Origin of the sequence: Streptomyces sp. NPDC052016, from assembly GCF_044548445.1 — a bacterium.
Lineage (GTDB): Bacteria > Actinomycetota > Actinomycetes > Streptomycetales > Streptomycetaceae > Streptomyces.
In genome coordinates, this window is record NZ_JBIUBX010000002.1 from 124,296 (window position 1) to 147,080 (window position 22,785).

Consider the following 22,785-nt stretch of genomic DNA (forward strand, 5'->3'; position numbering starts at 1 on the left):
TCCTCGGCGCACCCGCGGGAAGCGACGTCGGTGAGTGCCCGGAACCGACGGCGCTACCATGCCCCCGTACGCGATCACCGTCCGGAGGAGGCCGTATGTCGGGTGAGCCGCAGGAGGACTGCCTGTTCTGCAGGATCGTCGAAGGACACGTCCCGGCGACGATCGTGCGGGAGACCGGGACGACCCTCGCCTTCCGGGACATCAACCCCCAGGCGCCCACGCACGTCCTGGTGATCCCCAAGGCGCACCACGTGGACGCCGCCGCCCTCGCCGCCGAGGCGCCGCAGCTCGCCGCCGACGTCCTGCGGGAGACGAAGGCGGTCGCCGACGAGGAGAAGCTGGAGAGCTACCGCATCGTCTTCAACACCGGCAGCGGCGCCGGCCAGACCGTCTGGCACGCCCACGCGCACGTCCTCGGCGGCCGTGGCCTGCACTGGCCCCCCGGGTAAGCCGCCGTGTCCGTACGCGAGTTGGTCGTCCTCGGCACCGCCAGCCAGGTCCCGACCCGGCACCGCAACCACAACGGCTACCTCCTGCGCTGGGACGGCGAGGGCTTCCTCTTCGACCCCGGGGAGGGCACGCAGCGCCAGATGCTGCGCGCCGGGGTCGCCGCCCACGACCTGAACCGGATCTGCGTCACCCACTTCCACGGCGACCACTCCCTCGGTCTGGCCGGGGTCATCCAGCGCATCAACCTCGACAAGGTCCCGCACCCGGTCACCGCCCACTACCCGCGTTCCGGGCAGCGCTTCTTCGACCGGCTCCGGTACGCCACCGCCTACCGCGAGACCGTCGGCATCACGGAGGCCCCGGTCGACACGGACGGGCCCCTCGCCACGACCGCCTCGTACACGCTCGAGGCCCGCAGGCTCTCCCACCCCGTCGAGTCCTACGGCTACCGGCTGACCGAGCCCGACGGCCGCCGCATGCTGCCCGAGCGGCTCGCCGCGCACGGCATCAAGGGGCCCGACGTCGGCCGGATCCAGCGGGAGGGGTCCCTGGGGGGCGTCAGCCTGGAGGACGTCAGCGAGGCGCGGCGCGGGCAGCGGTTCGCGTTCGTCATGGACACCCGGCTGTGCGACGGGGTGCACGCGCTGGCCGACGGCTGCGACATGCTCGTCATCGAGTCGACCTTCCTCGACGACGACATGGAACTCGCCATCGAGCACGGCCACCTGACCGCTGGCCAGGCGGCTCGGGTGGCCCGGGACGCCGGCGTCCGGCATCTGGTGCTCACCCACTTCAGTCAGCGGTACTCGGAGCCGGACGAGTTCGAGCGGCAGGCGCGGGCGGCCGGGTTCGAGGGGGAGCTGACGGTGGCGCACGACCTGCTGCGGGTGCCGGTTCCGAAACGGCGGTAAAACCCCCGTACGATGCTTTGATGCCCCTCCCCAAAGCTGAACTGCACCTGCACATCGAAGGCACCCTGGAGCCCGAGCTGGCTTTCGAGCTGGCCGCGCGCAACGGGGTCGCGCTGCCGTACGCGGACACGGAAGAGCTGCGCGAGGCGTACCGGTTCGAAGACCTCCAGTCCTTCCTCGACCTGTACTACGAGCTGATGGCGGTCCTGCGCACCGAGCGGGACTTCGAGGACCTGGCCGACGCCTACCTGGCCCGGGCCGCCGCGCAGGGCGTCAGGCACGCGGAGATCTTCTTCGACCCGCAGGCCCACCTCTCCCGCGGGGTGGGGATGGGCACGGTCGTCGAGGGGCTGTGGCGGGCGCTCGGCAGCAGTGAGGTGCGCCACGGCGTCTCCACCCGGCTGATCCTGTGCTTCCTGCGCGACGAGTCCGCCGAGTCGGCCCTCGACACGCTGGAGGCGGCCAAGCCCTACCTCGACCGGATCACCGGCGTCGGGCTGGACTCCGCCGAGGTCGGGCACCCGCCGGTGAAGTTCCGTGAGGTGTACGAGGCCGCCGCCGCGCTCGGGCTGCGGCGTGTCGCGCACGCCGGGGAGGAGGGCCCGCCGGAGTACATCACCGAGGCCCTCGACGTGCTGGGTGTGGAGCGGGTCGACCACGGTCTGCGGTGCATGGAGGACCCGGTGCTGGTGGAGCGGCTGGTGCGGGAGCGGATCCCGCTGACACTGTGCCCGCTGTCCAACGTCCGGCTGCGCGCCGTCGACGTCCTCGCCGACCACCCGCTGCCCGCGATGCTCGACGCCGGGCTCGTCTGCACGGTCAACTCCGACGACCCCGCCTACTTCGGCGGCTACGTCGGCGACAACTTCGACGCCGTGCGGCAGACCCTGGGACTGGGTGAGGAGCGGTTGCGCGAGCTCGCCCGCAACTCCTTCGTCGCCTCCTTCCTGGAGGACGACGAGGAGCGGCGGGCGCGGTACCTCGCCGAGGTGGAGGCCTACGAGTTCCCCTCCTGACCAGGAGGCCCGGTGGATGCGGTCCAGGATGTCGATGACGAGCGGCGTGCGCGGGCCGAAGCCGAGGAGCACGCCGTCCTCCATGTCGACGACCCGGCGGTTCATGCCGACCGGGGTCTGGGCGATGCCGGGGATCCGGAGGAGGCCGTCGAGGCCGCCGACCGACTCCAGGTCCTTGGTCGTCATCAGGATGTCGTCCGGCTGCGCCTGGGCCGGCGCCTCGGTGGTGATCGGGGTGAACGGCCTGTCCCGGCCGGCCGCCGTGCCCGCGTCCACCGCCCCGGCCGCCTCCAGCAGCGAGTAGGCGCCGGAGCCCTTGCCGCCGATCAGGTGGACGGCCGCGCTGCCGCGCAGGTAGAGGAAGGCGACCTTGGGCCGGGTTGGCTTCGGCCTCGGCACGGGTCGGCGGGCGGGACTCGGGTGTTCGGCCCGGCCCGGCCCAGGGCAGGGGATGGCCCCCGGCCGGGCGGCTCGTCCGGCATTCGGCAGGGTCGGCGGGAGGGCCCGGTGGGCTCGGTTCGGGGCCTCAACAGAGGCACCGAACGGGGGGCCGTCGAGTCGCCGGCGGGCTCGGAGCCCGGCCTCCGCAGAGGCCGGGGTCCGTTCAGTCGCCGGCGCCCGTCATGCCCGCCGCCCGCCGCGGCCCCGCCGTGTCGTAGGCGCTGCGGGTGGGCGGGGCCGGGGTGTCCACCGGGATGTCCACGACCGGCTGCTCGGGGGCGCCGATCTGTGGGACCGGGCCGTTCGGGGCGCCGGTGGTCGCGGCGACCACGGCGGCCGGGGTGCCGCCCCTGCGGCGTACCGCGCCCGGCAGGAGCGGGCGACCGCCGGTGTGCAGGGCGACCACGGTCATCGGCACGGCCACGACCAGCAACGCCGCGCCCAGGACCAGGCCCATCGCCGGGAAGCCGGCCCGGGCCGACAGCACGCTGCCGGTCAGCGGACCCGCCGCCGTCCCCAGCGAGGACGCCGAGCCGACCAGCACCGCCCAGCGCCCGCGCGGGTCGAGCGAGGCGGCCAGCCCGATCAGGTAGGACAGGACGATCGGGTACAGCGCGTTCCAGGCGATCTCACCGGCCGCGAAGCTCCCCAGCCCGGTCGCCGAGGCGCTCACCACGATGCACCCGGCGATCAGCACGGTCCCGCCGCCGATGGGCAGCGCCCGCCCCAGCCGCGGGCCCAGCGCTCCCGCGCTCAGGACGCCCACCAGCCCGGCGCCCAGCGCCACGGCGAACACCGCGCCCACGGCGGCCTCGCTGAGGTGAGCCTGCGTCAGCCCGATCCGCCCGCTGACTCCCCACAGGGAGTTCTGCACGAGGGACCAGCAGGGCATCGCCGCGGCCAGGACCAGTCCCGAGCGCAGATGGGGCAGGCGGCGGGAGGGGGCGTCGTCCCGCCGGGCCGGCGCCGGAGCCGTACGCCCCGGGAGCCGCCCCGTCAGCGGCCAGACGGCCAGGGCGGTGAGCGCGATCGCGGCCAGCGGCTGCCCGTGCCCCGCGCCGAGGTGCGGGACCGTCAGATAGACGGCGCCCGCGAGTGCGGAGACCCCGAGCAGGCCGAACGCGGAGGCGCGGTGCGGGTCGGTCTGGGCGGCGATCCGGGTCGCGGCGACCGTCGTGGCCGTACCGGAGCCGAAGCCGCCGAGCACCGCGCCCGCGACCACCGCCGGCACGCTCCCGGCGAGCGCCGCCCCGCCGTACCCGAGGACGGCGAGGGTCAGCCCGATCCGGGCCAGGGTGCGCGCCCCGATGCGTTCCACGCGCGAGGCCAGGGAGAACCCGGCCGACGCCGAACTCAGCAGCAGCGCACTGCCGACGGCGCCCGCCTGGGTGGCCGTCAGGGGCAGTCCGGCGTCGAGGCGGCCGACGACGGTCGGCAGCAGATAGGGGGCGAGGTACCCGGCCGTGAAAAGGGCGACGAGGGGCCAGGGAGTGGTGCGGGGGGAGAACACGGGCGTTCCAGGGCGTGCGAAGAGAAGCGGCTCGAAAGACTCGAAAGAGGGGAGGGGCGACGACCGTCGACGGACAGGAACGCGCGGGCAATTTGTATCAAGCACGCGATGCCGGCAGAAGCGCGGGCCGGGTGATGTGGATCACTATCGGTTTGAGGCGGGGGAGGCCGGGTAGCGGCGAAGGCCGCCGGCGCCAGGAGGCGGGGGAGGCCGGGTAACGGCGAAGGCCGCTAGCGCCAGTTGACCGCCCCGGCCGCCCCGGGCGCCGTCGCCTCGATCTTCGCCCTGATCTCCCGCATCACCGCGACGATCCGCTGCTCGTGCTCCGGCGTCAGCCGGGCCACCGGCACCGAGCAGCTGATCGCGTCCTGCGCGGGCACCTCGTAGCGCAGCGCGAACCCGAAACCGACGATGCCGAGGACGCCCTCCTCGCGGTCGACGGAGTGGCCGCGCGCCCGTACCCGGGCGAGATCCGCCAGCAGCGAGGCGCGGGTGGTGTGCGAGTGGGGGGTGAAGGCCTCGTAGGGCCCCTCGGGCAGCTCCTCGTCGGGGCGTTCGGCCAGCAGCGCCTTGCCCAGCGCGCCCACGTGCGCGGGCAGCCGTCGCCCGACGCGGCTGATGGTGCGCAGGTATTCGTGCGATTCGCGGGTCGCCAGGTACGCCACGTCCCGCCCGTCGAGCCGGCCCAGGTGGATCGTCTCGCCCAGCGCCTCGGACGCCTCGTCGAGATACGGCCGCACCAGGCGCACCCGCGGGTCGGAGTCGAGGTAGCTGGTGCCGGTCAGCAGGGCGTGGATGCCGATGCCGTAGAGGGAGCCGGTCGCGTCCGTCCGGACCCAGCCCCTGCTGATCAGGGTCTGCAGCAGGGCGTACATCGAGCTGCGCGGCACGCCCAGCTCGTCCGCCAGCTCCTGCAGCCGCGCGGGCCGGTCCCCGCGCGCCGCGAGCAGTTCCAGCAGCTCCACCGTGCGCGCCGCGGACTTCACCTCGCGGACGCCCCCGGCGCCCCCTGTCTCCGACATGCGCCGATGGTAATCCGGCGGGTCGCATGCGTCCGGACCATTGACGGGACCCGTTCATCTATCTAACCTCCATCTTCATACGTAGATGACGTCTACACAGGGAGATGAGCGAGGGTGAGTTCCGACACCGGCGCGGAGACGGCGGCCGTGGCGCGCAGGCTGGGCGAGGGGATGGCACACGGCGTGCTGTCCTTCCCGCTGACCAGCTTCCGCGACGACGGCTCCCTCGACCCCGACGGCTTCCGCGCGCACGTCGCCGGCCAACTGGCCACCGCCCCCGGCGCCGTCTTCCCCGCCTGCGGCACCGGCGAGTTCTTCTCCCTCGACGAGGACGAGTACCGCCGGGTCGTCGCCATCGCCGTCGAGGAGGCGGCCGGCCGCGTCCCCGTCGTCGCCGGCGTCGGCTACGGCTGGGCGCAGGCCGTCCGCTTCGCCCGCATCGCCGAGGAGGCCGGCGCCGACGCGCTCCTCGTCCTGCCGCACTACCTCGTCACCGCCCCGCAGGACGGCCTCGTCGCCCAGCTCGAGCACATCGCGGCCCGCACCCGGCTGCCGCTCATCGCCTACCAGCGCGGCCAGGTCGCCTTCACCGCGGCCTCGCTGCGGCGCATCGCCCGCATCCCGACCGTCATCGGCCTCAAGGACGGCCACAGCGACCTCGACCGCCTCCAGCGCCTCACCCTCGCCGCGCCCGACGACTTCCTCTTCTTCAACGGCGCCGCCACCGCGGAGATCCAGGCCCGCGCCTACGCCACCGTCGGCGTCCCCGCCTACTCCTCCGCCGTCCACGCCTTCGCCCCCGAGATCGCGAACGCCTTCTTCGCCGCCCTGCGCGAGGGCGACGACGAGACCGTCGAGAAGCTGCTGCGCGACTTCTACGTCCCGCTCGTCGAACTGCGCGACCGGGCCCCCGGATACGCCGTTTCCCTCGTGAAGGCCGCGGCCCGCCTGCGCGGCCGTCCCGTCGGACCCGTCCGCGCCCCCCTCACCGAACCGCCGGCCGCCGACCTCGCCGACCTCAGGACCCTGCTCACCACCGGCCTCGACCTCGTAGGAGCCACCCTGTGAACCTCACCGTCACGGACGTACGGCTGACGCCGATCCTGGTCGCCGACCCGCCCCTCCTCAACACCCAGGGCGTGCACCAGCCGTACACCCCCCGGCTCATCGTGGAGGTCGTGACCGCCGACGGCGTCACCGGCGTCGGCGAGACCTACGGCGACACCAAGTACCTGGAACTGGCCCGTCCGTTCGCCGGCAAACTGGTCGGCCGCCAGGTGAGCGACCTCAACGGGCTGTTCACCCTCGCCGACGAGGTCGCGGTCGACAGCTCCCGCGTCTCCGGCCAGGTCGACGTCGGCGGACTGCGGGGCGTGCAGACCGCCGACAAGCTGCGGCTGTCCGTCGTCTCCGGCTTCGAGGTCGCCTGCCTCGACGCCCTCGGGAAGGCGCTCGGCCTGCCCGTCCACACCCTGCTCGGCGGCAAGGTGCGCGACGCCGTCGAGTACAGCGCGTACCTCTTCTACAAGTGGGCGGACCACCCCGAGGGCGTGACCTGCGAGAAGGACGACTGGGGCGCCGCCGTCGACCCGGCCGGGGTTGTCGAGCAGGCGCGCCGCTTCAAGGAGTGCTACGGCTTCACCTCCTTCAAGCTCAAGGGCGGGGTCTTCCCGCCGGACGAGGAGATCGCCGCCGTACGCGCCCTCGCCGAGGCGTTCCCCGGGCACCCGCTGCGGCTCGACCCCAACGGCGCCTGGAGCGTGGAGACCTCGCTGAGGGTCGCGGCGGAACTCGGCGACGTCCTCGAGTACCTGGAGGACCCGGCGCTCGGCACGCCCGCCATGGCCGAGGTGGCGGCGAGGACCGGCGTGCCGCTCGCCACCAACATGTGCGTGACGACCTTCGCGGAGATCAAGGAGGCGTTCACGCGCGACGCCGTCCAGGTCGTCCTCTCCGACCACCACTACTGGGGCGGCCTGCGCAACACCCAGCAACTCGCCGCCGTCTGCCGCACCTTCGGCGTCGGGGTGTCCATGCACTCCAACACCCACCTCGGGATCAGCCTCGCCGCCATGACCCACGTGGCGTCGACCGTCCCCGACCTCCACCACGCCTGCGACTCCCACTACCCCTGGCAGTCGGAGGACGTCCTGACCGAGCGCCTCACCTTCGACGGCGGCAAGGTCACCGTGTCCGACGCCCCCGGCCTCGGCGTCGAACTCGACCGTGACCGGCTGGCCGCCCTCCACCAGCGGTGGCTCGACGACGACGGCTCGCTCAAGGACCGCGACGACGCGGCCGCGATGCGCGTCGCCGACCCCGCGTGGGTCACCCCCTCCGTGCCCCGCTGGTGAACCACCCCACTCCCCCCGCCCTGCCCACGATCGGAGCCGCTCGTGTCAGCAGTACGACACCCCGCCCCGGCAGCACACCCACCGGCCGTCGAGTCGGCCGTCCGCAAGATCTTCCGCCGCGTGGTCCCCCTCTTCTTCGTCATGTTCGTGGCGAACTACATGGACCGCGTGAACCTCGGCTTCGCCCAGGACGAACTCCGCGCCGACGTCGGCCTGTCCGCCGCCGCGTTCGGCCTCGGCGCCGGCATCTTCTTCATCGCGTACGCCCTCTTCGAGGTCCCCTCCAACATCCTGATGGAGCGGTACGGGCCCAAGGTCTGGCTCACCCGCATCATGATCAGCTGGGGCGTCGTCGCGACCGCGATGGCCTTCGTCGACAGCGTCGAGATGTTCTACGCCCTGCGCTTCCTGCTCGGCGTCGCCGAAGCGGGCTTCTTCCCGGCCGTCATCTACTACTTCAGCCGCTGGCTGCCCGACTCCCACCGGGGCCGCGCCACCTCGATCTTCCTGATGGGCTCGGGCACCGCGACGGTCGTCGTCGGCCCGGTCTCCGGCGCCCTGATGGAGATGCACGGCATCTGGGGCCACGCCGGCTGGCAGTGGATGTTCTTCATCGAGGGCGTCTTCTCCGTCGTCCTCGGCTTCGTCGTCTACCGCTTCCTCGACTCCGGCATCGAGAAGGCGGACTGGCTCACCGACGAGGAGAAGACCGGCCTCGTCGCCGTCATCGACGCCGAGCAGGAGGCGCGGGACGCGCAGCGCGGCACCGCCGGCCCCGTCTCCCGCTGGAAGCTCCTCGCCGACCCCCAGATGCTGCTCTTCCTGTGGATCTACTTCGCGATCAACGTCGCCCTGTACGCGGTCACCTTCTGGCTGCCGTCGATCGTGGACGACATCGGCGGGCTGAGCTCCTTCGAGGTCGGGCTGCTGACGTCCGTGCCGTGGCTGTGCGCCATCGCCGCCGTGTACGTCAGCGGGCGGCTCTCCGACCGCATCGGCAAACGGCGCCCGGTGCTGATCACCCTGCTCGTCCTGGGCGGCTGCGGCACCCTGCTGGCCGTGTTCGTCTCGCCCTGGGCCGGACTGGGCGCGCTGTGCCTGGCCGCGATGGGCTTCAAACCGGCCTCCCCGATCTTCTGGACGATCCCGCAGAGCTACCTCGACGCCCGGGCCGCCGCCCCCGGCATCGCCCTGATCAACTCCATCGGCAACCTCGGCGGCTTCGTCGCCCCGACCGCCTTCGGGATCATCGAGGACACGACCGGCTCCACCCAGGCCGGCCTGGTGGGCCTCACGGTGGTCGGCTTCCTGGCCGCGCTGAGCGTCCTCCTGGTACGGGGAGGCGGCCGCAACGACCGGGTCCGCACCCGCGCGACACCGGCGCCCGCCGCCGCCCCCGCACCGGAGACCTCACCGGGCGCGGCCCGCGGCGCGCTCCCCGGGACCGCCCCCGCCTGACACGAGCACGGGCCGGGCGGGACCCGCGGCGGCTCGTCGGCGCCGTGGTGCACACTGGCCAGATCGGCACCACGTCAGGGAGCGCATCGTGACCGTGTCCATCACGTCCACCGGAGAGGGACACCACCGACCACCGCACGTCGACCCGCTGGCCGGCCGGCGCACACATACCGACCCGCCCTGGGACGTCTACCTCACCGGCACCGTCTTCCTCGACATCATCTTCACCGGGCTCGACTCCGCCCCGGTGCGCGGGACCGAGTCCTGGGCACGCGGGATGGGGTCGAGCCCCGGCGGCGTCGCCAACATGGCCACCGCCCTCGCCCGCCTCGGCCTGAAGACGTCCCTCGCCGCGGCCTTCGGCGACGACCACTACGGCGAGTACTGCTGGGACGCCCTGCAACAGGGCGAGGGCATCGACCTCACCGCCTCCCGCACGGTCCCCGGCTGGCACTCCCCGGTCACCGTCTCGATGGCGTACGAGGGCGAGCGCACGATGGTCTCCCACGGTCACGAACCGCCCCCGGAGGAGCCCGCGCCCGCCTGCCCGCCCCCCGCCCGCGCCGCCGTGGCCTCCCTCACGCCCGGCACCCGCGCCCCCTGGATCGCCCAGGCCGCGAGCAGGGGCACCCGCCTCTTCGCCGACGTCGGCTGGGACGACACGGGCGCGTGGGACCTGGCGGGCCTGGCCGACCTGGAGCACTGCGAGGCCTTCCTGCCGAACGCGGAGGAGGCCATGCGCTACACCGGCGCCTCCTGCCCCCGCGCCGCCGCCCACGCCCTCACCGAGTACGTACCGTGCGCGGTCGTCACCCTCGGGGCGGAGGGCGCCTACGCGGTGGACCGGCGCACGGGCGAGTCCGCCGAGGTCCCCGCGATCGCCGTGGAGGCCCTCGACCCCACCGGCGCCGGGGACGTCTTCGTGGCCGGTTTCGTCACCGGCACCCTGGCGGACTGGCCGCTCGCCGACCGGCTGGCCTTCGCCGGCCTGACCGCCGCCCTCTCGGTCCAGGAGTTCGGCGGCTCGCTCTCCGCCCCGGGCTGGTGGGAGATCGCCGCCTGGTGGCGCAAGGTGCAGTCGGTGGAGTCACAGGCCCCCGAGGCCCTGAGCAGGTACGAGTTCCTGACGCACCTGCTGCCGGACGAGGAGACCGCCCCCTGGCCCCGGCGCCGGGCGGTCCCCACCATCGGCTTCGGCCGCTCCGCGTAGCCGCCGCGCCGACCCGGGGCCGGGGAAAAGTCCTACAGGCTTGTCAGCCCCCTGGCGTACCCTAGAACTCGCCAGGCCGCCCTCGTGGCAGGCGAGACGCATCCGGGAGGACGTAGAGGCCTTCGGGCCGGCCTATGACTCAGACACCGACAGCTCATACGCCCGCGCAGGGCAAGGCGAGAGCACAGTTCACCGTTCCCGCCCAGCACCCCATGGTGACCGTGCTGGGATCCGGAGACTCGCTCCTGCGCGTGATCGAGACGGCTTTCCCGGCGGCCGACATCCACGTCCGGGGCAATGAGATCAGCGCGGTCGGCGATCCGCGGGAAGTCGCCCTCATCCAGCGCCTGTTCGACGAGATGATGCTGGTGCTCCGCACCGGGCAGCCGATGACGGAGGACGCAGTGGAACGCTCGATCGCCATGCTGCGGGCGAGCGAGAACGGGACGAGCGACGGCCAGGAGACCCCGGCCGAGGTACTGACGCAGAACATCCTGTCCTCGCGTGGCCGCACGATCCGACCGAAGACCCTCAACCAGAAGCGCTACGTCGACGCGATCGACAAGCACACGATCGTCTTCGGCATCGGGCCGGCGGGCACCGGCAAGACCTACCTGGCCATGGCGAAGGCGGTCCAGGCCCTGCAGTCCAAGCAGGTCAACCGCATCATCCTGACCCGGCCGGCGGTCGAGGCGGGAGAGCGGCTCGGCTTCCTCCCGGGCACGCTCTACGAGAAGATCGACCCGTACCTGCGCCCGCTCTACGACGCGCTGCACGACATGCTCGACCCGGACTCGATCCCGCGCCTCATGGCCGCGGGGACCATCGAGGTCGCCCCGCTGGCTTACATGCGCGGCCGGACCCTCAACGACGCCTTCATCATCCTGGACGAGGCCCAGAACACGAGCCCCGAGCAGATGAAGATGTTCCTCACCCGCCTCGGCTTCGACTCGAAGATCGTGATCACGGGTGACGTGACCCAGGTCGACCTGCCCAACGGGACCAAGAGCGGTCTGCGCCAGGTGCAGGAGATCCTGGAGGGCGTCGACGACGTGCACTTCTCCCGGCTCTCGTCCCACGACGTCGTACGGCACAAGCTGGTGGGCCGTATCGTCGACGCGTACGAGCAGTACGACACCAAGCACGGCACGGAGAACGGCACGCACAAGGGCGGCCGGGGGAAGTCCGGGCACAAGGGGAAGTAGACCGAGCACGACCATGTCGATCGACGTCAACAACGAGTCCGGAACCGAGGTCGACGAGCAGGCGATCCTCGACGTCGCCCGCTACGCGCTCGCGCGGATGCGCATCCACCCGCTCTCCGAGCTCTCGGTGATCGTCGTGGACGCCGACGCCATGGAGCAGCTGCACATCCAGTGGATGGACCTGCCGGGGCCGACGGACGTCATGTCCTTCCCGATGGACGAGCTGCGTCCGCCGTCGAAGGACGACGACGAGCCCCCGCAGGGTCTCCTCGGCGACATCGTGCTCTGCCCGGAGGTCGCGGCCAAGCAGGGGGCCGAGGCGCCCACCCGGCACTCCATGGACGAGGAGCTCCAGCTGCTCACCGTCCACGGCGTGCTGCACCTGCTCGGCTACGACCACGAGGAACCCGACGAGAAGGCCGAGATGTTCGGCCTGCAGGCGGCCATCGTGGACGGCTGGCGCGCGGAGAAGGGCCTGACGGGCCCGTCCCCGGCCCCGACCGTGTCATGAGCCCGACTCTCGTCTCCGGCGCGATCGCCCTGGTCGTCGTCGCGTGGCTCGCCGCCTGCGCGGAGGCGGGCCTCGCGCGCGTCTCCAGCTTCCGCGCCGAGGAGGCCGTACGGTCCGGCCGGCGCGGCAGCGCCAGGCTCGCCCAGGTCGCCGCCGACCCCACCCGCTACCTGAACGTGGCGCTGCTGGTGCGCGTCGTCTGCGAGATGGCGGCGGCCGCGCTGATCACGTACGCCTGCCTGGAGGAGTTCGACAGCACCGCCGAGGCCCTGCTGATCGCGATCGCCGTCATGGTCCTCGTCTCGTACGTCGCCGTCGGCGTGTCCCCGCGCACCATCGGCCGCCAGCACCCGCTGAACACGGCCACGGCCGCGGCGTACGTCCTGCTGCCGCTGGCGAGGATCATGGGGCCGATCCCGTCCCTCCTCATCCTCATCGGCAACGCGCTCACCCCCGGCAAGGGCTTCCGGCGCGGCCCCTTCGCCTCCGAGGCGGAGCTGCGCGCGCTGGTCGACCTCGCCGAGAAGGAGTCGCTGATCGAGGACGAGGAGCGCCGCATGGTGCACTCCGTCTTCGAGCTGGGCGACACCCTCGTCCGCGAGGTCATGGTCCCGCGCACCGACCTGGTCGTCATCGAGCGCTACAAGACCATCCGCCAGGCCCTCACCCTGGCTCTGCGCTCGGGCTTCTCGCGGATACCGGTCACCGGGGAGAGCGAGGACGACATCGTCGGGATCGTCTACCTGAAGGACCTGGTCCGCAAGACGCACATCAGCCGGGACAGCGAGAGCGAACTCGTCTCCACGGCCATGCGGCCCGCCGCCTTCGTGCCCGACACCAAGAACGCCGGCGACCTGCTGCGCGAGATGCAGCGGGAACGCAACCACGTCGCCGTCGTCATCGACGAGTACGGCGGCACGGCGGGCATCGTCACCATCGAGGACATCCTCGAGGAGATCGTCGGCGAGATCACCGACGAGTACGACCGCGAACTGCCCCCGGTCGAGGAGCTCGGCGACGGCCGCTACCGGGTCACCGCCCGCCTCGACATCACCGACCTCGGCGAGCTGTACGACCTGGAGGAGTACGACGACGAGGACGTGGAGACCGTCGGCGGCCTCCTCGCCAAGGCGCTGGGCCGCGTGCCGATCGCCGGTGCGTCGAGCGTCGTGGAGCTGCCCGACGGGCGGGAGCTGCGGCTGACGGCGGAGGCCGCGGCCGGCCGCCGGAACAAGGTCGTCACGGTCCTGGTGGAGCCGGTGGGGCCGGTGGAGCCCGCCGTGGAGGAGAAGCCCGAGTGACCCCCGAGGAGCTGCGGGCGTTCTGCCTGTCCTTCAACGCGGTGGTGGAGGACTTCCCCTTCCGGCCGGAGATCTCGGTCTTCAAGGTCCGGGGCAGGATGTTCGCGCTCACGACCCTCGACGCACGGCCGCTGGCCGTCAACCTCAAGTGCGACCCCGAGGACGCGGTCCGGCTGCGCGCCGAGCACCCCGGCCTGATCGCCCCCGGCTACCACATGAACAAGCGGCACTGGAACACGGTGACCGTCGACGGCGACCTCCCGGACCGTCTGGTCCGGGAGCTGATCGAGGACTCGTACGACCTGGTGGTGGCCGGTCTGCCCCGCGCCGAGCGGCTCCGGCTCGACCGCCCCTGAGGAGCAGTCCCGGGACGGTGGCGCGGCCGCCTCAGGCGGTGCGGCGGGTGCGCAGGCCCAGGCCGACCAGGACCGCAGCCGCCAGCACGATCGCCGTGTCCAGTGCGAGGACCGTGTGGACGCCGGACAGCAGATCGTCCGAGGTCGTCGCCAGGACGCCGAGCAGCGGGATGCCGACCGTGATGCCGATCTGCTGGGTCGAGGTCACCAGGCCGGTGGCCAGGCCCTGCTCCTCGTCCGGGACACCGGAGGTGACCGTCAGGCCGTAGGAGATGATCGCGCCCAGGTGGCACATGCTGGCCAGGGACACGGCGGCCGTCGCGAGCCACACCGACCAGGTGTGCGCGTTCAGGCCCAGCAGGGCGGCGACCAGCGCGCCCTGGCCGACGAGGGAGCCGACGAGCGTGCGGCGGGCGCCGAAGCGGCCGATCACCCTCGGGGTGAAGGAGCCCGCGACCACCGACAGCACGCCCTGCACCCCGAAGACCAGGCCCGTCTCGAAGGCGGACAGGCGCAGCACCTCCTGCAGGTACAGCGTCAGGACGAAGACGACCGTGGACATCATCGAGAAGGTGACCAGGCCGCCCAGGTTGCCCCAGGCCACCGTGCGGCGGCGCAGCATCGGCAGCGAGACCAGGGGCGCGTCCGTACGGGACTCGACCACCGCGAAGGCCGTCAGCAGCACCACGCCCACGACCAGCGTGGTGATCACGTCGGCCCGGGCGAAGCCGTGGTCGGCGGCCGTCGACAGGGCGTAGATCACGCAGAGCAGTCCACCGGTGACGGTGACCGCGCCCGGCACGTCCAGGCGCGGGCGCTCCGGGGTGCGCGACTCGGGCAGCAGTCCGGGGGCCAGCGGCAGCACGATCAGCGCGAAGACGGCGAGCAGGCCCATCGTCGAGCGCCAGCCGAGCGTGTCGGTGAGGACACCGCCGGCCACCATGCCGACCGTGAAGCCCAGCGACATCAGCGTGCCCGAGATGCCCAGGGCCCGGTCGCGGGTCGGGCCCTCCGCGAAGGTCGTGGTCAGCAGCGACATGCCCGTCGGGACGATGGCCGCCGCGCCGAGCCCTTGCAGCGCGCGTCCGGCGAGGAAGGACGCCGGGTCCCAGGCGACGGTCGCCAGGACCGAGGCCGCGGCGAAGAGGGCGAGACCGGTCAGGAACAGCCGGCGGCGGCCGTAGAGGTCGCCGATGCGGCCGAAGAGCAGCAGGAAACCGCCGGACGGCAGCGCGAACGCGGTGACCGCCCACTGCAGCGCCGAGGGGTTCATTCCGAGGTCGGCGCCGAGGACGGGCAGCGCCACGTTCAGGACGGAGAAGTCGAGCGCGACCATGAACTGGGCCGCGCACAGGACGAAGAGGACGAGTCTGTCGCGCGTCGACAGCCTGGAGGCGTCGGGCGTTCCCCGTACGGGGGAGGTTCTGGTGGTGGTGTCGATCGCCATGGTGACGAGCCTGCGGGCGGCGGAATAGCCGTGGGGAGCGGGAAGTTGTCCTGGTGGTGGCACCACCAGACATGACGGGGGGATCGGTTCGTGCCCGAGGTGGCGACGACGGACGCGCTGAAGACTCATCGGCTGCGGGAACTGCGCGAGTTCCTGATGAGCAGGCGGGCCAGGGTGAGCCCGGCGGAGGCCGGCCTTCCGGACGGGGGCGCGCGGCGGCGGACGCCCGGGCTGCGGCGCGAGGAGGTCGCCGTGCTCGCCGGGGTGGGCGCTTCCTGGTACCAGTGGCTGGAACAGGGGCGGGACATCTCCGTCTCCCCGCAGGTCCTCGACTCCGTCGCCCGGGTGCTGCGCCTCAGCAACGCCGAGCGGCGCCATCTGTACGTCCTCGCCGGGCTGAACCCGCCCGCGCCCGAAGTGGCGCCCGAGAAGCGGGACATGTGCGACGGGCTGCGGCGGCTGATCGACACGTGGATGCCGTATCCGGCCCACATCATGGACATGTACTACAACTGCGTGATGTACAACGACGCGGCCGCGATGGTCCTCGGCATGCGTCCCGGCATCACGCAGAACTGCATCGTCGACTTCTTCACCGACCCGCTGTACCGCTCCCGCTCCGCCTCCTGGGAGCGCAACGCGCGCACGGTGGTCGCGCAGTTCCGCGCCGCGTGCTCGGCCTGCCCCGACGACGAGGGGTTCCAGGAGGTGCTGGCGCGGCTGAAGCGGGCCAGCCCCGAGTTCGCGGCGCTGTGGAACGAGCGGGACATCGAGGATCCCGGGCAGATCCGCAAGGAGCTGGACCACCCGCTGGTGGGCCTGCTGGTCCTGGAGGGCACGGTGGTGAAGGTGCCGGCCCGTCCGGACCTGTCGATCGTCCTGCACACGCCCCTGGACGAGGAGAACACGTCGGCGAAGCTGGAGTGGCTGGCCTCGGCGGAGGGACGGCGCGGCGCGATGTACCCCGTGGCCGGTTAGGGGCGGCGGGGCGCGATGTACACCCGTGGCCGGTCGGGAGCGGCGGGGGCGCGATGTGCCCCCTGTGGCCGGTCAGGAGCGGCGGGGCGCGATGTACCCCGTGGCCGTTGAGGAGCGGTGCGTCTACGTATGCTCGGGGGCATGACCGACAGCAACGCGCTTGACCCCGAGGACCGCAAGATCGTCACCCTGGCCCGTTCCGCGCGGGCCCGCAACGGCGTGGCCGAGGGGGCGGCCGTACGCGACGAGACGGGACGTACGTATGTCGCCGCGACGGTCGCCCTGCCGTCCCTGCGGCTGAGCGCGCTGCGGACGGCGGTGGCGATGGCGGTGGCGTCCGGGGCGAAGTCGCTGGAGGCGGCCGCCGTCGTGACGGAGGCGGAGGGCGCCGCCGAGGCGGACCGGGCCGCGGTCGCCGACCTGGGCGGACCGGCGACACCGGTTCTGGTGGCCGGGCCGGACGGGACGGTTCGGCTGACCGTCACCGCCGGCTGACGGCGTCGGCCGGAAAACACCCTTGCCGCCTCCTGTCTCCCGCGCATCAATGGATCCCGTAGGATCCGACGGACCGTCAGATTGTCCCGGGCGAGGTGTCCGCACCCACCCGCACGGGCGGCCGTCCGCCGGAGCATCTCCCGCCATCCACCCCCCACATGGATTCCCGTCACTCGGGAAGGGAGCGGAATGCCCATGAGAGGCAAGCGATCAGGAACAGGTGCGGCACTGCTGGCCGGAGGCCTCGCGGCCGCCGGGCTGGCGTTCGCGCCGACGGCGGTCGCCGTCACCCCACAGGCGGCGGCCATCACCGCGAACTGCGGCGTCTTCGGCGGCGGTGAGGCCACCCTCACGGCCGCCCAGGACGGCACCGCCGCCACCCTCACCCTCACGTCCACCGCGATCACCGCGCCGCTCGCGCTGGGCCAGGACACGATCAGCTCGACGCTGACCCTGGTGAAGCCGGACGGCACCGCCGTTGCCTTCACCGGCACGAGGAACCCGGCGATGGCCGTCGGTGACCCGGTCACCGTCGGACCGCTCGACGGGACCGTGGCCTCGGGCGACAGCCTGGAGGCGTACGGCGGGTCGTTGCGGATGACCGTCTTCGGCATCCCCATCACCTGCACGGCGACCGGACCGCAGTCGCCGGGCCCGTTCGTGTTCGACTGAGAAGCGTGCAGCGGACCGTCAGCTTCCGTACCTGCAAGGAAGTTGACGGTCCATCAGTTCACCACGGCATCTCCATTGACTTCTCACGCCGTCCCCCGCTCAATGCCCCCTGTCGGCGCAGAATAGCCGCTGCGCCCGCATCCCTCAGGAGGGGGCAAACCATGGGTGTGACACCCCACCGGATCCCGAGAACCCGAAGACGGCACTGGACCGCGCTGCTCGGGGCGGCCGCCCTCGCGGTCACCGCGGGCGGGGCACTGGCGGCGCCCGCCGCCGCGGCCGCGAACGTGGACTTCCCCACGCACTGCGTCCCGCCGCCCATCGCGGGCATCCCGCCGATCGACGGCACCACCACCGCGAAGATCACCGTGGACAACGCCACCCCGAAGGTCGGCGACACCGTCACCGTGACCTACACGGTGGTCACGCCCGCCGCGAGCAACCCCACCGACCTGGCCCTGCCGGCCGACATCATGACGCCGACGGGCAAGGTCACCCTCGGCGGGGCGCAGACCGGCAGCGTCACGGTAGCGGGCCCGAAGAAGAACGACCCGGTGCCCGGCCGGGGTACCTTCCCGTCGTTCTCCATGACCGGCGCCTTCACGGTCACCGCGCCCGGCGCGATCACGCTGTCGCCCGGCGACTACAACATCCACACCAGCTACATCCTGGAGCTGGACACCCCCTGCACGGTGACCGACCCGCCCGCCCCGGTGTCGGAGACGGTCACCGCGGCCGACAACCCGCCGGCCAACACCCGTGCCATCCAGCTGGGCGCGGCCTCCGGCGCGCCGGGCGCCGCGGTCACCGTCACCGGCAGCGACTTCACGCCGGGCGCGACGGTCACCCTGGCCGGGCGCTCCGGGGCCGTCCAGACGGCCGACACCGCGACCGTGACCGCCGACGCGCAGGGCCGCCTCAGCGGCTCGCTCGTCGTCAACGACCGCACCACGACCGGTGTCGTGGCGTACGAGGGCGGCGCGTGGAGCGCGGAGAAGGGCGCCGGGCCCGTCGCGTACGTCGTCATCGACGACCAGCCCGTACCCGAGGGCAGCCAGAAGCTGACGACGACCGTGAAGGCGGGCACCCTGTCGATGTCCCAGGCCGGGGACGCCGTGACGATGTCACCTGTCGCCTTCGGCTCCGGCGCCCCCTCGACCGGAGGCCTCAACGCGGTGACCGTCAAGGACTTCCGCGGCGGACCCGCGGGCTGGTCCCTGACCGGCAAGGTCACCGACTTCAGCGGACCCGGCGCCAAGATCGACGCCGGCAAGCTGAGCTGGAGGCCCGCGTGCACCACCAAGGCGGGCAGCCCGAGCACCTGTCAGGCCGGGTCGGCCGGAGTCGTGGGCAGCGCGGGGGCGACCCTCGCGTCCGCACCGGACGGCACGCTCACCGGCGGTGAGTTCACCGCGAACGCCGAACTCTCCCTCGACGTCCCGGCGTTCACCCCTCCGGGCTCGTACGCCGGCGTCCTGACGCTCACGCTCACCTGACCCGTCCGTTCCCCGGTGGCCGGGCGACCGCCCCACAGGTCCGCACCCGCCCGTCCACCTCGCCGTTCATCCACCGCCCGTGGGGGTCCGCACCCATGCGCACGTCGCCCGTCCTCCTCCTGGCCCTCCTCCTGTCGCTGCTCGGCGCCGGCCCGGCCCGGGCCGCCGACAACGGGAGCTGGTCCGTCTACCCCGTCTCGTCGGCCGTCGCCGCGCGGCCGTACTTCCACGTGTCCGCCGATCCCGGGCAGACGATCGCCGACAAGGTCGTCGTCGCAAACAAGACGGACCGGCCCCTCACCTTCCGGCTCTACGCGGCCGACGCCTACAACACCGCCCGCGACGGAGGCTTCGCCGTGAAGTCCGCGGGGGAGAGGATGCGGGGCGTGGGCGCGTGGGCCGTGCTCCCGAAGGACCGGGTCACCGTGCCCGGCCGCGGGACGGTCACCGTGCCGTTCACCCTCCGCGTGCCCCGGGACGCCGAGCCCGGCGACCATCCCGGAGCGATCGTCGCCCTCGACGAGCGGGTCGACCGCGGCGACGGCTCGGTAGCGCTCGGCGTGCGGCGGGCGGTCGGCGCCCGCGTCCACCTCCAGGTCGGTGGCCCCACCCTGCCGGCGCTCACCGTCGAGGACGTCCGCGTCAGTCACCACCAGCCCTTGGTCCCGGGCTTCGGCGCCGGCACGGCGACGATCTCCTACACCCTGCGCAACACGGGGAACGTCACTCTCGAACCCGCGGTGGAACTGAGGGCGAGCGGTCTCTTCGGCCGCACGCTCCTGACCCGCGACCTGAGGAAGGTCCCCTCCCAGCTCTTCCCCGGCCAGCGCGTCCACCTGACGGAACGCTGGAACGACGCCCCTCAGCTCGACCGGGCGGAAGTGACACTGACGGCGACCGCCAGGGACACGAAGGAATCGGCGAGCACGTCGTTCCTGGCGGTGCCGTGGCTGGTGGTGGCGGTGGTGGCGGCCGGAATCGCAGGAGGGGGCCGCTTCCTGATCAGGCTCCGCCGCGACTCCTCGGGGGCGCGGGGAACCGCGCGACCAGCCCCCACGCAGGCGCGGTCAAAGACCGGCCGAACCGCCGGAGGCTAAAGCGCGTCAGGCCCGCGCTCGCCCGTCCGCACCCGCACCACGGTCTCGACCGGCAGCGCCCACACCTTGCCGTCGCCGATCTTGCCGGTGTGCGCGGCCCGCACGATGGCGTCGATCACGGCGTCGGACTCCGCGTCCTCGACGACGACCTCGATACGGACCTTGGGCACCAGGTCGACCTGGTACTCGGCGCCGCGGTACACCTCGGTGTGGCCGCGCTGCCGGCCGTAGCCGCTGGCCTCGGTGACCGTCAGGCCCTGCACGCCGAGCTCCTGCAGGGCGGTCTTGACCTCGTCGAGACGGTACGGCTTGACGATCGCGGTGATGAGCTTCATGCCTGGGTCTTGGCCTTCTGGGCGGAGGGGGCGGAGTGGGAGCTGACCGGGGCGCCGTGGCCCAGGACGCCGTGATCGTATGCGGTCTCGGCGTGCACCGTAAGGTCCAGGCCGGTGTGCTCGTGCTCCTCGTCCGCGCGGAAGCCGATCGTCCTGTCGAGCAGCTTGCCGATGCCGTACGTCACGAGGAAGGCGTACGCCGCCACCGCGACGACGGCCACCAGCTGCTTGCCGAGCTGGGCGAGGCCGCCGCCGTAGAGCAGGCCCTCCGTGCCGCCCGTCATCGACTCGACGGCGAAGACGCCGATGAGGAGGGTGCCGATGACACCGCCGACCAGGTGGACGCCGACGACGTCGAGCGAGTCGTCGTAGTTCAGCCGGAACTTCCAGCTCACGGCGTACGAGCAGACGACGCCGGCGGCGAGGCCGACGACCAGGGCGCCGAGCGGCGACACCGAGCCGCAGGACGGGGTGATCGCGACCAGGCCGGCCACCGCTCCGGAGGCCGCGCCCAGCGTGGTCGGGTGGCCGTCGCGCCTCTGCTCGACGAAGAGCCAGCCGAGCAGGCCGGTGCAGCCGGCGGCGAGGGTGTTGAGGAAGGCCGCGGCCGCGAGCCCGTCGGCGCCGAGGGCCGAGCCCGCGTTGAAGCCGAACCAGCCGAACCAGAGCAGGCCGGCGCCCAGCACGACCATGGGGAGGTTGTGCGGACGCATGGCGTCCTTCTTGAAGCCCAGGCGCGGGCCGAGGACCAGGCAGAGGGCCAGTCCGGAGGCGCCGGAGGTGATCTCGACCGGGAGGCCGCCCGCGAAGTCCAGGGCGCCGAGCCTCTCCAGGATCCAGCCGCCCGGGCCCCACACCCAGTGGGCGACGGGAACGTATACGGCGAGCGCCCAGACCGGGACGAAGACCAGCCAGGCCGCGAACTTCGCGCGGTCCGCGATCGCGCCGCTGATCAGGGCCGCCGTGATGATCGCGAAGGTGAGCTGGAAGGTGGCGAAGAGGAGGGTGGGGACCGTCCCCTGGACGCTGTCCGGCCCGAGGCCCGCCATGCCGGCGTGATCGAGGCTGCCGATCAGGCCGGCGAAGGCGTCGTCGCCGAAGGCGAGGGAGTAGCCGCCGGCCAGCCACACCACCGTGACCAGCGCGATCGACACGAAGCTCATCATCAGCATGTTGAGGACGCTCTTGGTGCGGACCATGCCGCCGTAGAAGAGCGCCAGGCCCGGTGTCATCAGCAGGACGAGGGCGGTGGCGGCGAGCAGCCAGGCGGTGTCGCCGGTGTCCACCTGCGCGGCGGCAAGGATCACGGTCGTCTCCAACGGGGCGGGGGCTCGTCAGAGATTCACCGCAGCGCGTTTCCGGTGGCGTACGGGTGTGTTTCCGTGACGTTTCGTTGCGTACGGGTTTCCGGGATCTCACCGGCCGGGGCCGCTTCGGGCGGTTGTACGGCGGGGCCCGGTGGATCAGGGACAATGGGCGCCATGAGCGTTCGTACCCAGTCATCCGAACAGTCGGCCGAGGCCGCGCACCGGGCCGGCTTCGCCTGCTTCGTGGGCCGCCCCAACGCGGGCAAGTCCACCCTCACGAACGCTCTGGTCGGGAAGAAGGTGGCGATCACCTCCAACCGTCCGCAGACCACGCGGCACACGGTCCGGGGCATCGTGCACCGGCCCGAGGCGCAGCTGATCCTGGTGGACACCCCCGGGCTGCACAAGCCGCGCACGCTGCTGGGCGAGCGGCTGAACGACGTGGTCCGCACCACCTGGGCCGAGGTCGACGTCATCGGCTTCTGCCTGCCCGCCGACCAGAAGATCGGCCCCGGCGACCGCTTCATCGCCAAGGAGCTGGCCGGGATCAAGCGGACGCCGAAGGTCGCCGTCGTGACGAAGACCGACCTCGTGGACTCCAAGGCGCTCGCCGAGCAGCTCATCGCGATCGACCGGCTCGGCAAGGAGCTGGGGATCGAGTGGGCGGAGATCATTCCGGTCTCCGCGGTCGGGGACACCCAGGTGAACCTGCTGGCCGACCTGCTGATCCCGCTGCTGCCGGAGGGGCCCGCGCTGTACCCGGAGGGCGACCTCACCGACGAGCCCGAGCAGGTGATGGTCGCCGAGCTGATCCGCGAGGCGGCGCTGGAGGGGGTGCGGGACGAGCTGCCGCACTCCATCGCCGTCGTCGTGGAGGAGATGCTGCCCCGCGAGGACCGCCCCGCCGACCGGCCCCTCCTCGACATCCACGCGAACATCTACATCGAGCGCCCCAGCCAGAAGGGCATCATCATCGGCCCGAAGGGCCGCCGCCTGAAGGACGTCGGCATCAAGTCCCGCAAGCAGATCGAGGCACTGCTGGGCACGCCCGTCTTCCTGGACCTGCACGTGAAGGTCGCGAAGGACTGGCAGCGGGATCCGAAGCAGTTGCGGAAGCTGGGCTTCTGAGCGGTCCTCGTGGCCCCCGCCGACCCCCCGCGTCTCTGCGGGCCCGGGACGCTCGAGACCTGTAGGCGCACGGCCCGCCCGGGCC

The 22,785-nt window shown here is 72.5% G+C and carries 22 protein-coding genes and 1 pseudogene; 17 read left to right on the plus strand and 6 right to left on the minus strand.

What is annotated here, in order from left to right; translation table 11 throughout:
• Window positions 1-95 precede the first annotated feature (95 nt).
• Genes ACIHAR_RS03670 through ACIHAR_RS03680 form a run of 3 tightly spaced genes read left to right on the plus strand, consistent with a single transcriptional unit; the run spans window position 96 to window position 2,377 of the window.
• Window positions 96-449, plus strand: coding sequence for an HIT domain-containing protein (locus ACIHAR_RS03670; RefSeq protein ID WP_365454235.1), 354 nt, complete (start codon window positions 96-98; stop codon window positions 447-449).
• Between the two features lie 6 nt (window positions 450-455).
• Window positions 456-1,361: a ribonuclease Z gene (locus ACIHAR_RS03675; RefSeq protein WP_400016593.1), complete on the plus strand. Its 906-nt coding sequence runs from the start codon at window positions 456-458 to the stop codon at window positions 1,359-1,361.
• Window positions 1,362-1,381: 20 nt separating this feature from the next.
• Window positions 1,382-2,377, plus strand: coding sequence for an adenosine deaminase (locus ACIHAR_RS03680; protein WP_365454241.1), 996 nt, complete (start codon window positions 1,382-1,384; stop codon window positions 2,375-2,377).
• Window positions 2,378-2,389: 12 nt separating this feature from the next.
• On the opposite strand, the pseudogene ACIHAR_RS03685 reads toward ACIHAR_RS03680, so the two are convergent.
• From ACIHAR_RS03685 to ACIHAR_RS03695, 3 genes and pseudogenes are all read right to left on the minus strand, one after another.
• Window positions 2,390-2,767 (minus strand): annotated as a pseudogene (locus tag ACIHAR_RS03685) (ABC transporter substrate-binding protein); the annotation flags it as partial.
• A gap of 214 nt (window positions 2,768-2,981) precedes the next feature.
• Window positions 2,982-4,328, minus strand: a complete 1,347-nt coding sequence (locus tag ACIHAR_RS03690; protein ID WP_365454244.1) for an MFS transporter — start codon at window positions 4,326-4,328, stop codon at window positions 2,982-2,984.
• Window positions 4,329-4,558: 230 nt separating this feature from the next.
• Complete coding sequence (locus tag ACIHAR_RS03695) at window positions 4,559-5,350, minus strand: IclR family transcriptional regulator (RefSeq protein ID WP_365454247.1); 792 nt, start codon at window positions 5,348-5,350, stop codon at window positions 4,559-4,561.
• A 171-nt stretch (window positions 5,351-5,521) separates the two neighbouring features.
• On the opposite strand from ACIHAR_RS03695, the gene ACIHAR_RS03700 reads away from it, so the two are divergent.
• From ACIHAR_RS03700 to ACIHAR_RS03735, 8 genes are all read left to right on the plus strand, one after another.
• Window positions 5,522-6,418 (plus strand): 5-dehydro-4-deoxyglucarate dehydratase, encoded by an 897-nt coding sequence (locus ACIHAR_RS03700; protein WP_400016951.1) that lies wholly within the window; start codon window positions 5,522-5,524, stop codon window positions 6,416-6,418.
• Complete coding sequence (locus ACIHAR_RS03705) at window positions 6,415-7,704, plus strand: glucarate dehydratase family protein (protein ID WP_400016599.1); 1,290 nt, start codon at window positions 6,415-6,417, stop codon at window positions 7,702-7,704. The genes ACIHAR_RS03700 and ACIHAR_RS03705 overlap by 4 nt, the downstream gene beginning before the upstream one ends.
• A gap of 120 nt (window positions 7,705-7,824) precedes the next feature.
• Window positions 7,825-9,162 carry an MFS transporter gene (locus ACIHAR_RS03710; protein ID WP_400016953.1) on the plus strand — a complete coding sequence of 446 codons (1,338 nt, stop codon included), beginning with the start codon at window positions 7,825-7,827 and terminating at the stop codon, window positions 9,160-9,162.
• An 88-nt stretch (window positions 9,163-9,250) separates the two neighbouring features.
• Complete coding sequence (locus ACIHAR_RS03715; RefSeq protein WP_365454254.1) at window positions 9,251-10,372, plus strand: PfkB family carbohydrate kinase; 1,122 nt, start codon at window positions 9,251-9,253, stop codon at window positions 10,370-10,372.
• Window positions 10,373-10,506: 134 nt separating this feature from the next.
• Complete coding sequence (locus ACIHAR_RS03720; protein WP_365454257.1) at window positions 10,507-11,577, plus strand: PhoH family protein; 1,071 nt, start codon at window positions 10,507-10,509, stop codon at window positions 11,575-11,577.
• Between the two features lie 13 nt (window positions 11,578-11,590).
• Complete coding sequence (ybeY, locus tag ACIHAR_RS03725; protein ID WP_384658078.1) at window positions 11,591-12,088, plus strand: rRNA maturation RNase YbeY; 498 nt, start codon at window positions 11,591-11,593, stop codon at window positions 12,086-12,088.
• The gene (locus tag ACIHAR_RS03730; protein WP_400016610.1) at window positions 12,085-13,389 is read left to right on the plus strand and encodes a hemolysin family protein; all 1,305 of its coding nucleotides are present in this window, start codon (window positions 12,085-12,087) and stop codon (window positions 13,387-13,389) included. Before ybeY ends, ACIHAR_RS03730 begins: the two co-directional genes overlap by 4 nt.
• Window positions 13,386-13,745, plus strand: coding sequence for an MmcQ/YjbR family DNA-binding protein (locus ACIHAR_RS03735; RefSeq protein ID WP_365454265.1), 360 nt, complete (start codon window positions 13,386-13,388; stop codon window positions 13,743-13,745). Before ACIHAR_RS03730 ends, ACIHAR_RS03735 begins: the two co-directional genes overlap by 4 nt.
• 31 nt (window positions 13,746-13,776) lie before the next feature.
• Here the strand turns inward: ACIHAR_RS03735 and ACIHAR_RS03740 are convergent, their stop codons facing one another.
• Entirely contained in the window at window positions 13,777-15,192 is a 1,416-nt protein-coding gene (locus ACIHAR_RS03740; RefSeq protein ID WP_365454268.1) for an MFS transporter, read from the minus strand.
• A gap of 90 nt (window positions 15,193-15,282) precedes the next feature.
• Here ACIHAR_RS03740 and ACIHAR_RS03745 point away from each other — a divergent pair, with 90 nt between their 5' ends.
• The 5 genes from ACIHAR_RS03745 to ACIHAR_RS03765 all read left to right on the plus strand — a co-directional run bounded on the left by ACIHAR_RS03745 (window position 15,283) and on the right by ACIHAR_RS03765 (window position 19,930).
• Entirely contained in the window at window positions 15,283-16,170 is an 888-nt protein-coding gene (locus tag ACIHAR_RS03745) for a helix-turn-helix transcriptional regulator (RefSeq protein ID WP_400016615.1), read from the plus strand.
• Window positions 16,171-16,311: 141 nt separating this feature from the next.
• Window positions 16,312-16,665: a cytidine deaminase gene (locus tag ACIHAR_RS03750; RefSeq protein ID WP_365454274.1), complete on the plus strand. Its 354-nt coding sequence runs from the start codon at window positions 16,312-16,314 to the stop codon at window positions 16,663-16,665.
• A gap of 195 nt (window positions 16,666-16,860) precedes the next feature.
• A complete protein-coding gene (locus tag ACIHAR_RS03755) occupies window positions 16,861-17,337 on the plus strand; it encodes a hypothetical protein (RefSeq protein ID WP_365454277.1) in 477 nt (158 codons plus the stop codon).
• A gap of 161 nt (window positions 17,338-17,498) precedes the next feature.
• Window positions 17,499-18,833: a beta-xylosidase gene (locus ACIHAR_RS03760; protein WP_400016619.1), complete on the plus strand. Its 1,335-nt coding sequence runs from the start codon at window positions 17,499-17,501 to the stop codon at window positions 18,831-18,833.
• Between the two features lie 95 nt (window positions 18,834-18,928).
• A complete protein-coding gene (locus ACIHAR_RS03765; protein ID WP_400016621.1) occupies window positions 18,929-19,930 on the plus strand; it encodes a WxL protein peptidoglycan domain-containing protein in 1,002 nt (333 codons plus the stop codon).
• On the opposite strand, the gene ACIHAR_RS03770 is transcribed toward ACIHAR_RS03765, so the two are convergent.
• Complete coding sequence (locus ACIHAR_RS03770) at window positions 19,927-20,265, minus strand: P-II family nitrogen regulator (RefSeq protein WP_365454286.1); 339 nt, start codon at window positions 20,263-20,265, stop codon at window positions 19,927-19,929. The two genes, ACIHAR_RS03765 and ACIHAR_RS03770, sit on opposite strands and share 4 nt — an antisense overlap.
• Window positions 20,262-21,572 carry an ammonium transporter gene (locus ACIHAR_RS03775; protein WP_400016624.1) on the minus strand — a complete coding sequence of 437 codons (1,311 nt, stop codon included), beginning with the start codon at window positions 21,570-21,572 and terminating at the stop codon, window positions 20,262-20,264. The genes ACIHAR_RS03770 and ACIHAR_RS03775 overlap by 4 nt, the downstream gene beginning before the upstream one ends.
• Before the next feature lie 165 nt (window positions 21,573-21,737).
• Here ACIHAR_RS03775 and era point away from each other — a divergent pair, with 165 nt between their 5' ends.
• A complete protein-coding gene (era, locus tag ACIHAR_RS03780; protein WP_365454292.1) occupies window positions 21,738-22,700 on the plus strand; it encodes a GTPase Era in 963 nt (320 codons plus the stop codon).
• The last annotated feature ends 85 nt before the right edge of the window (window positions 22,701-22,785 follow it).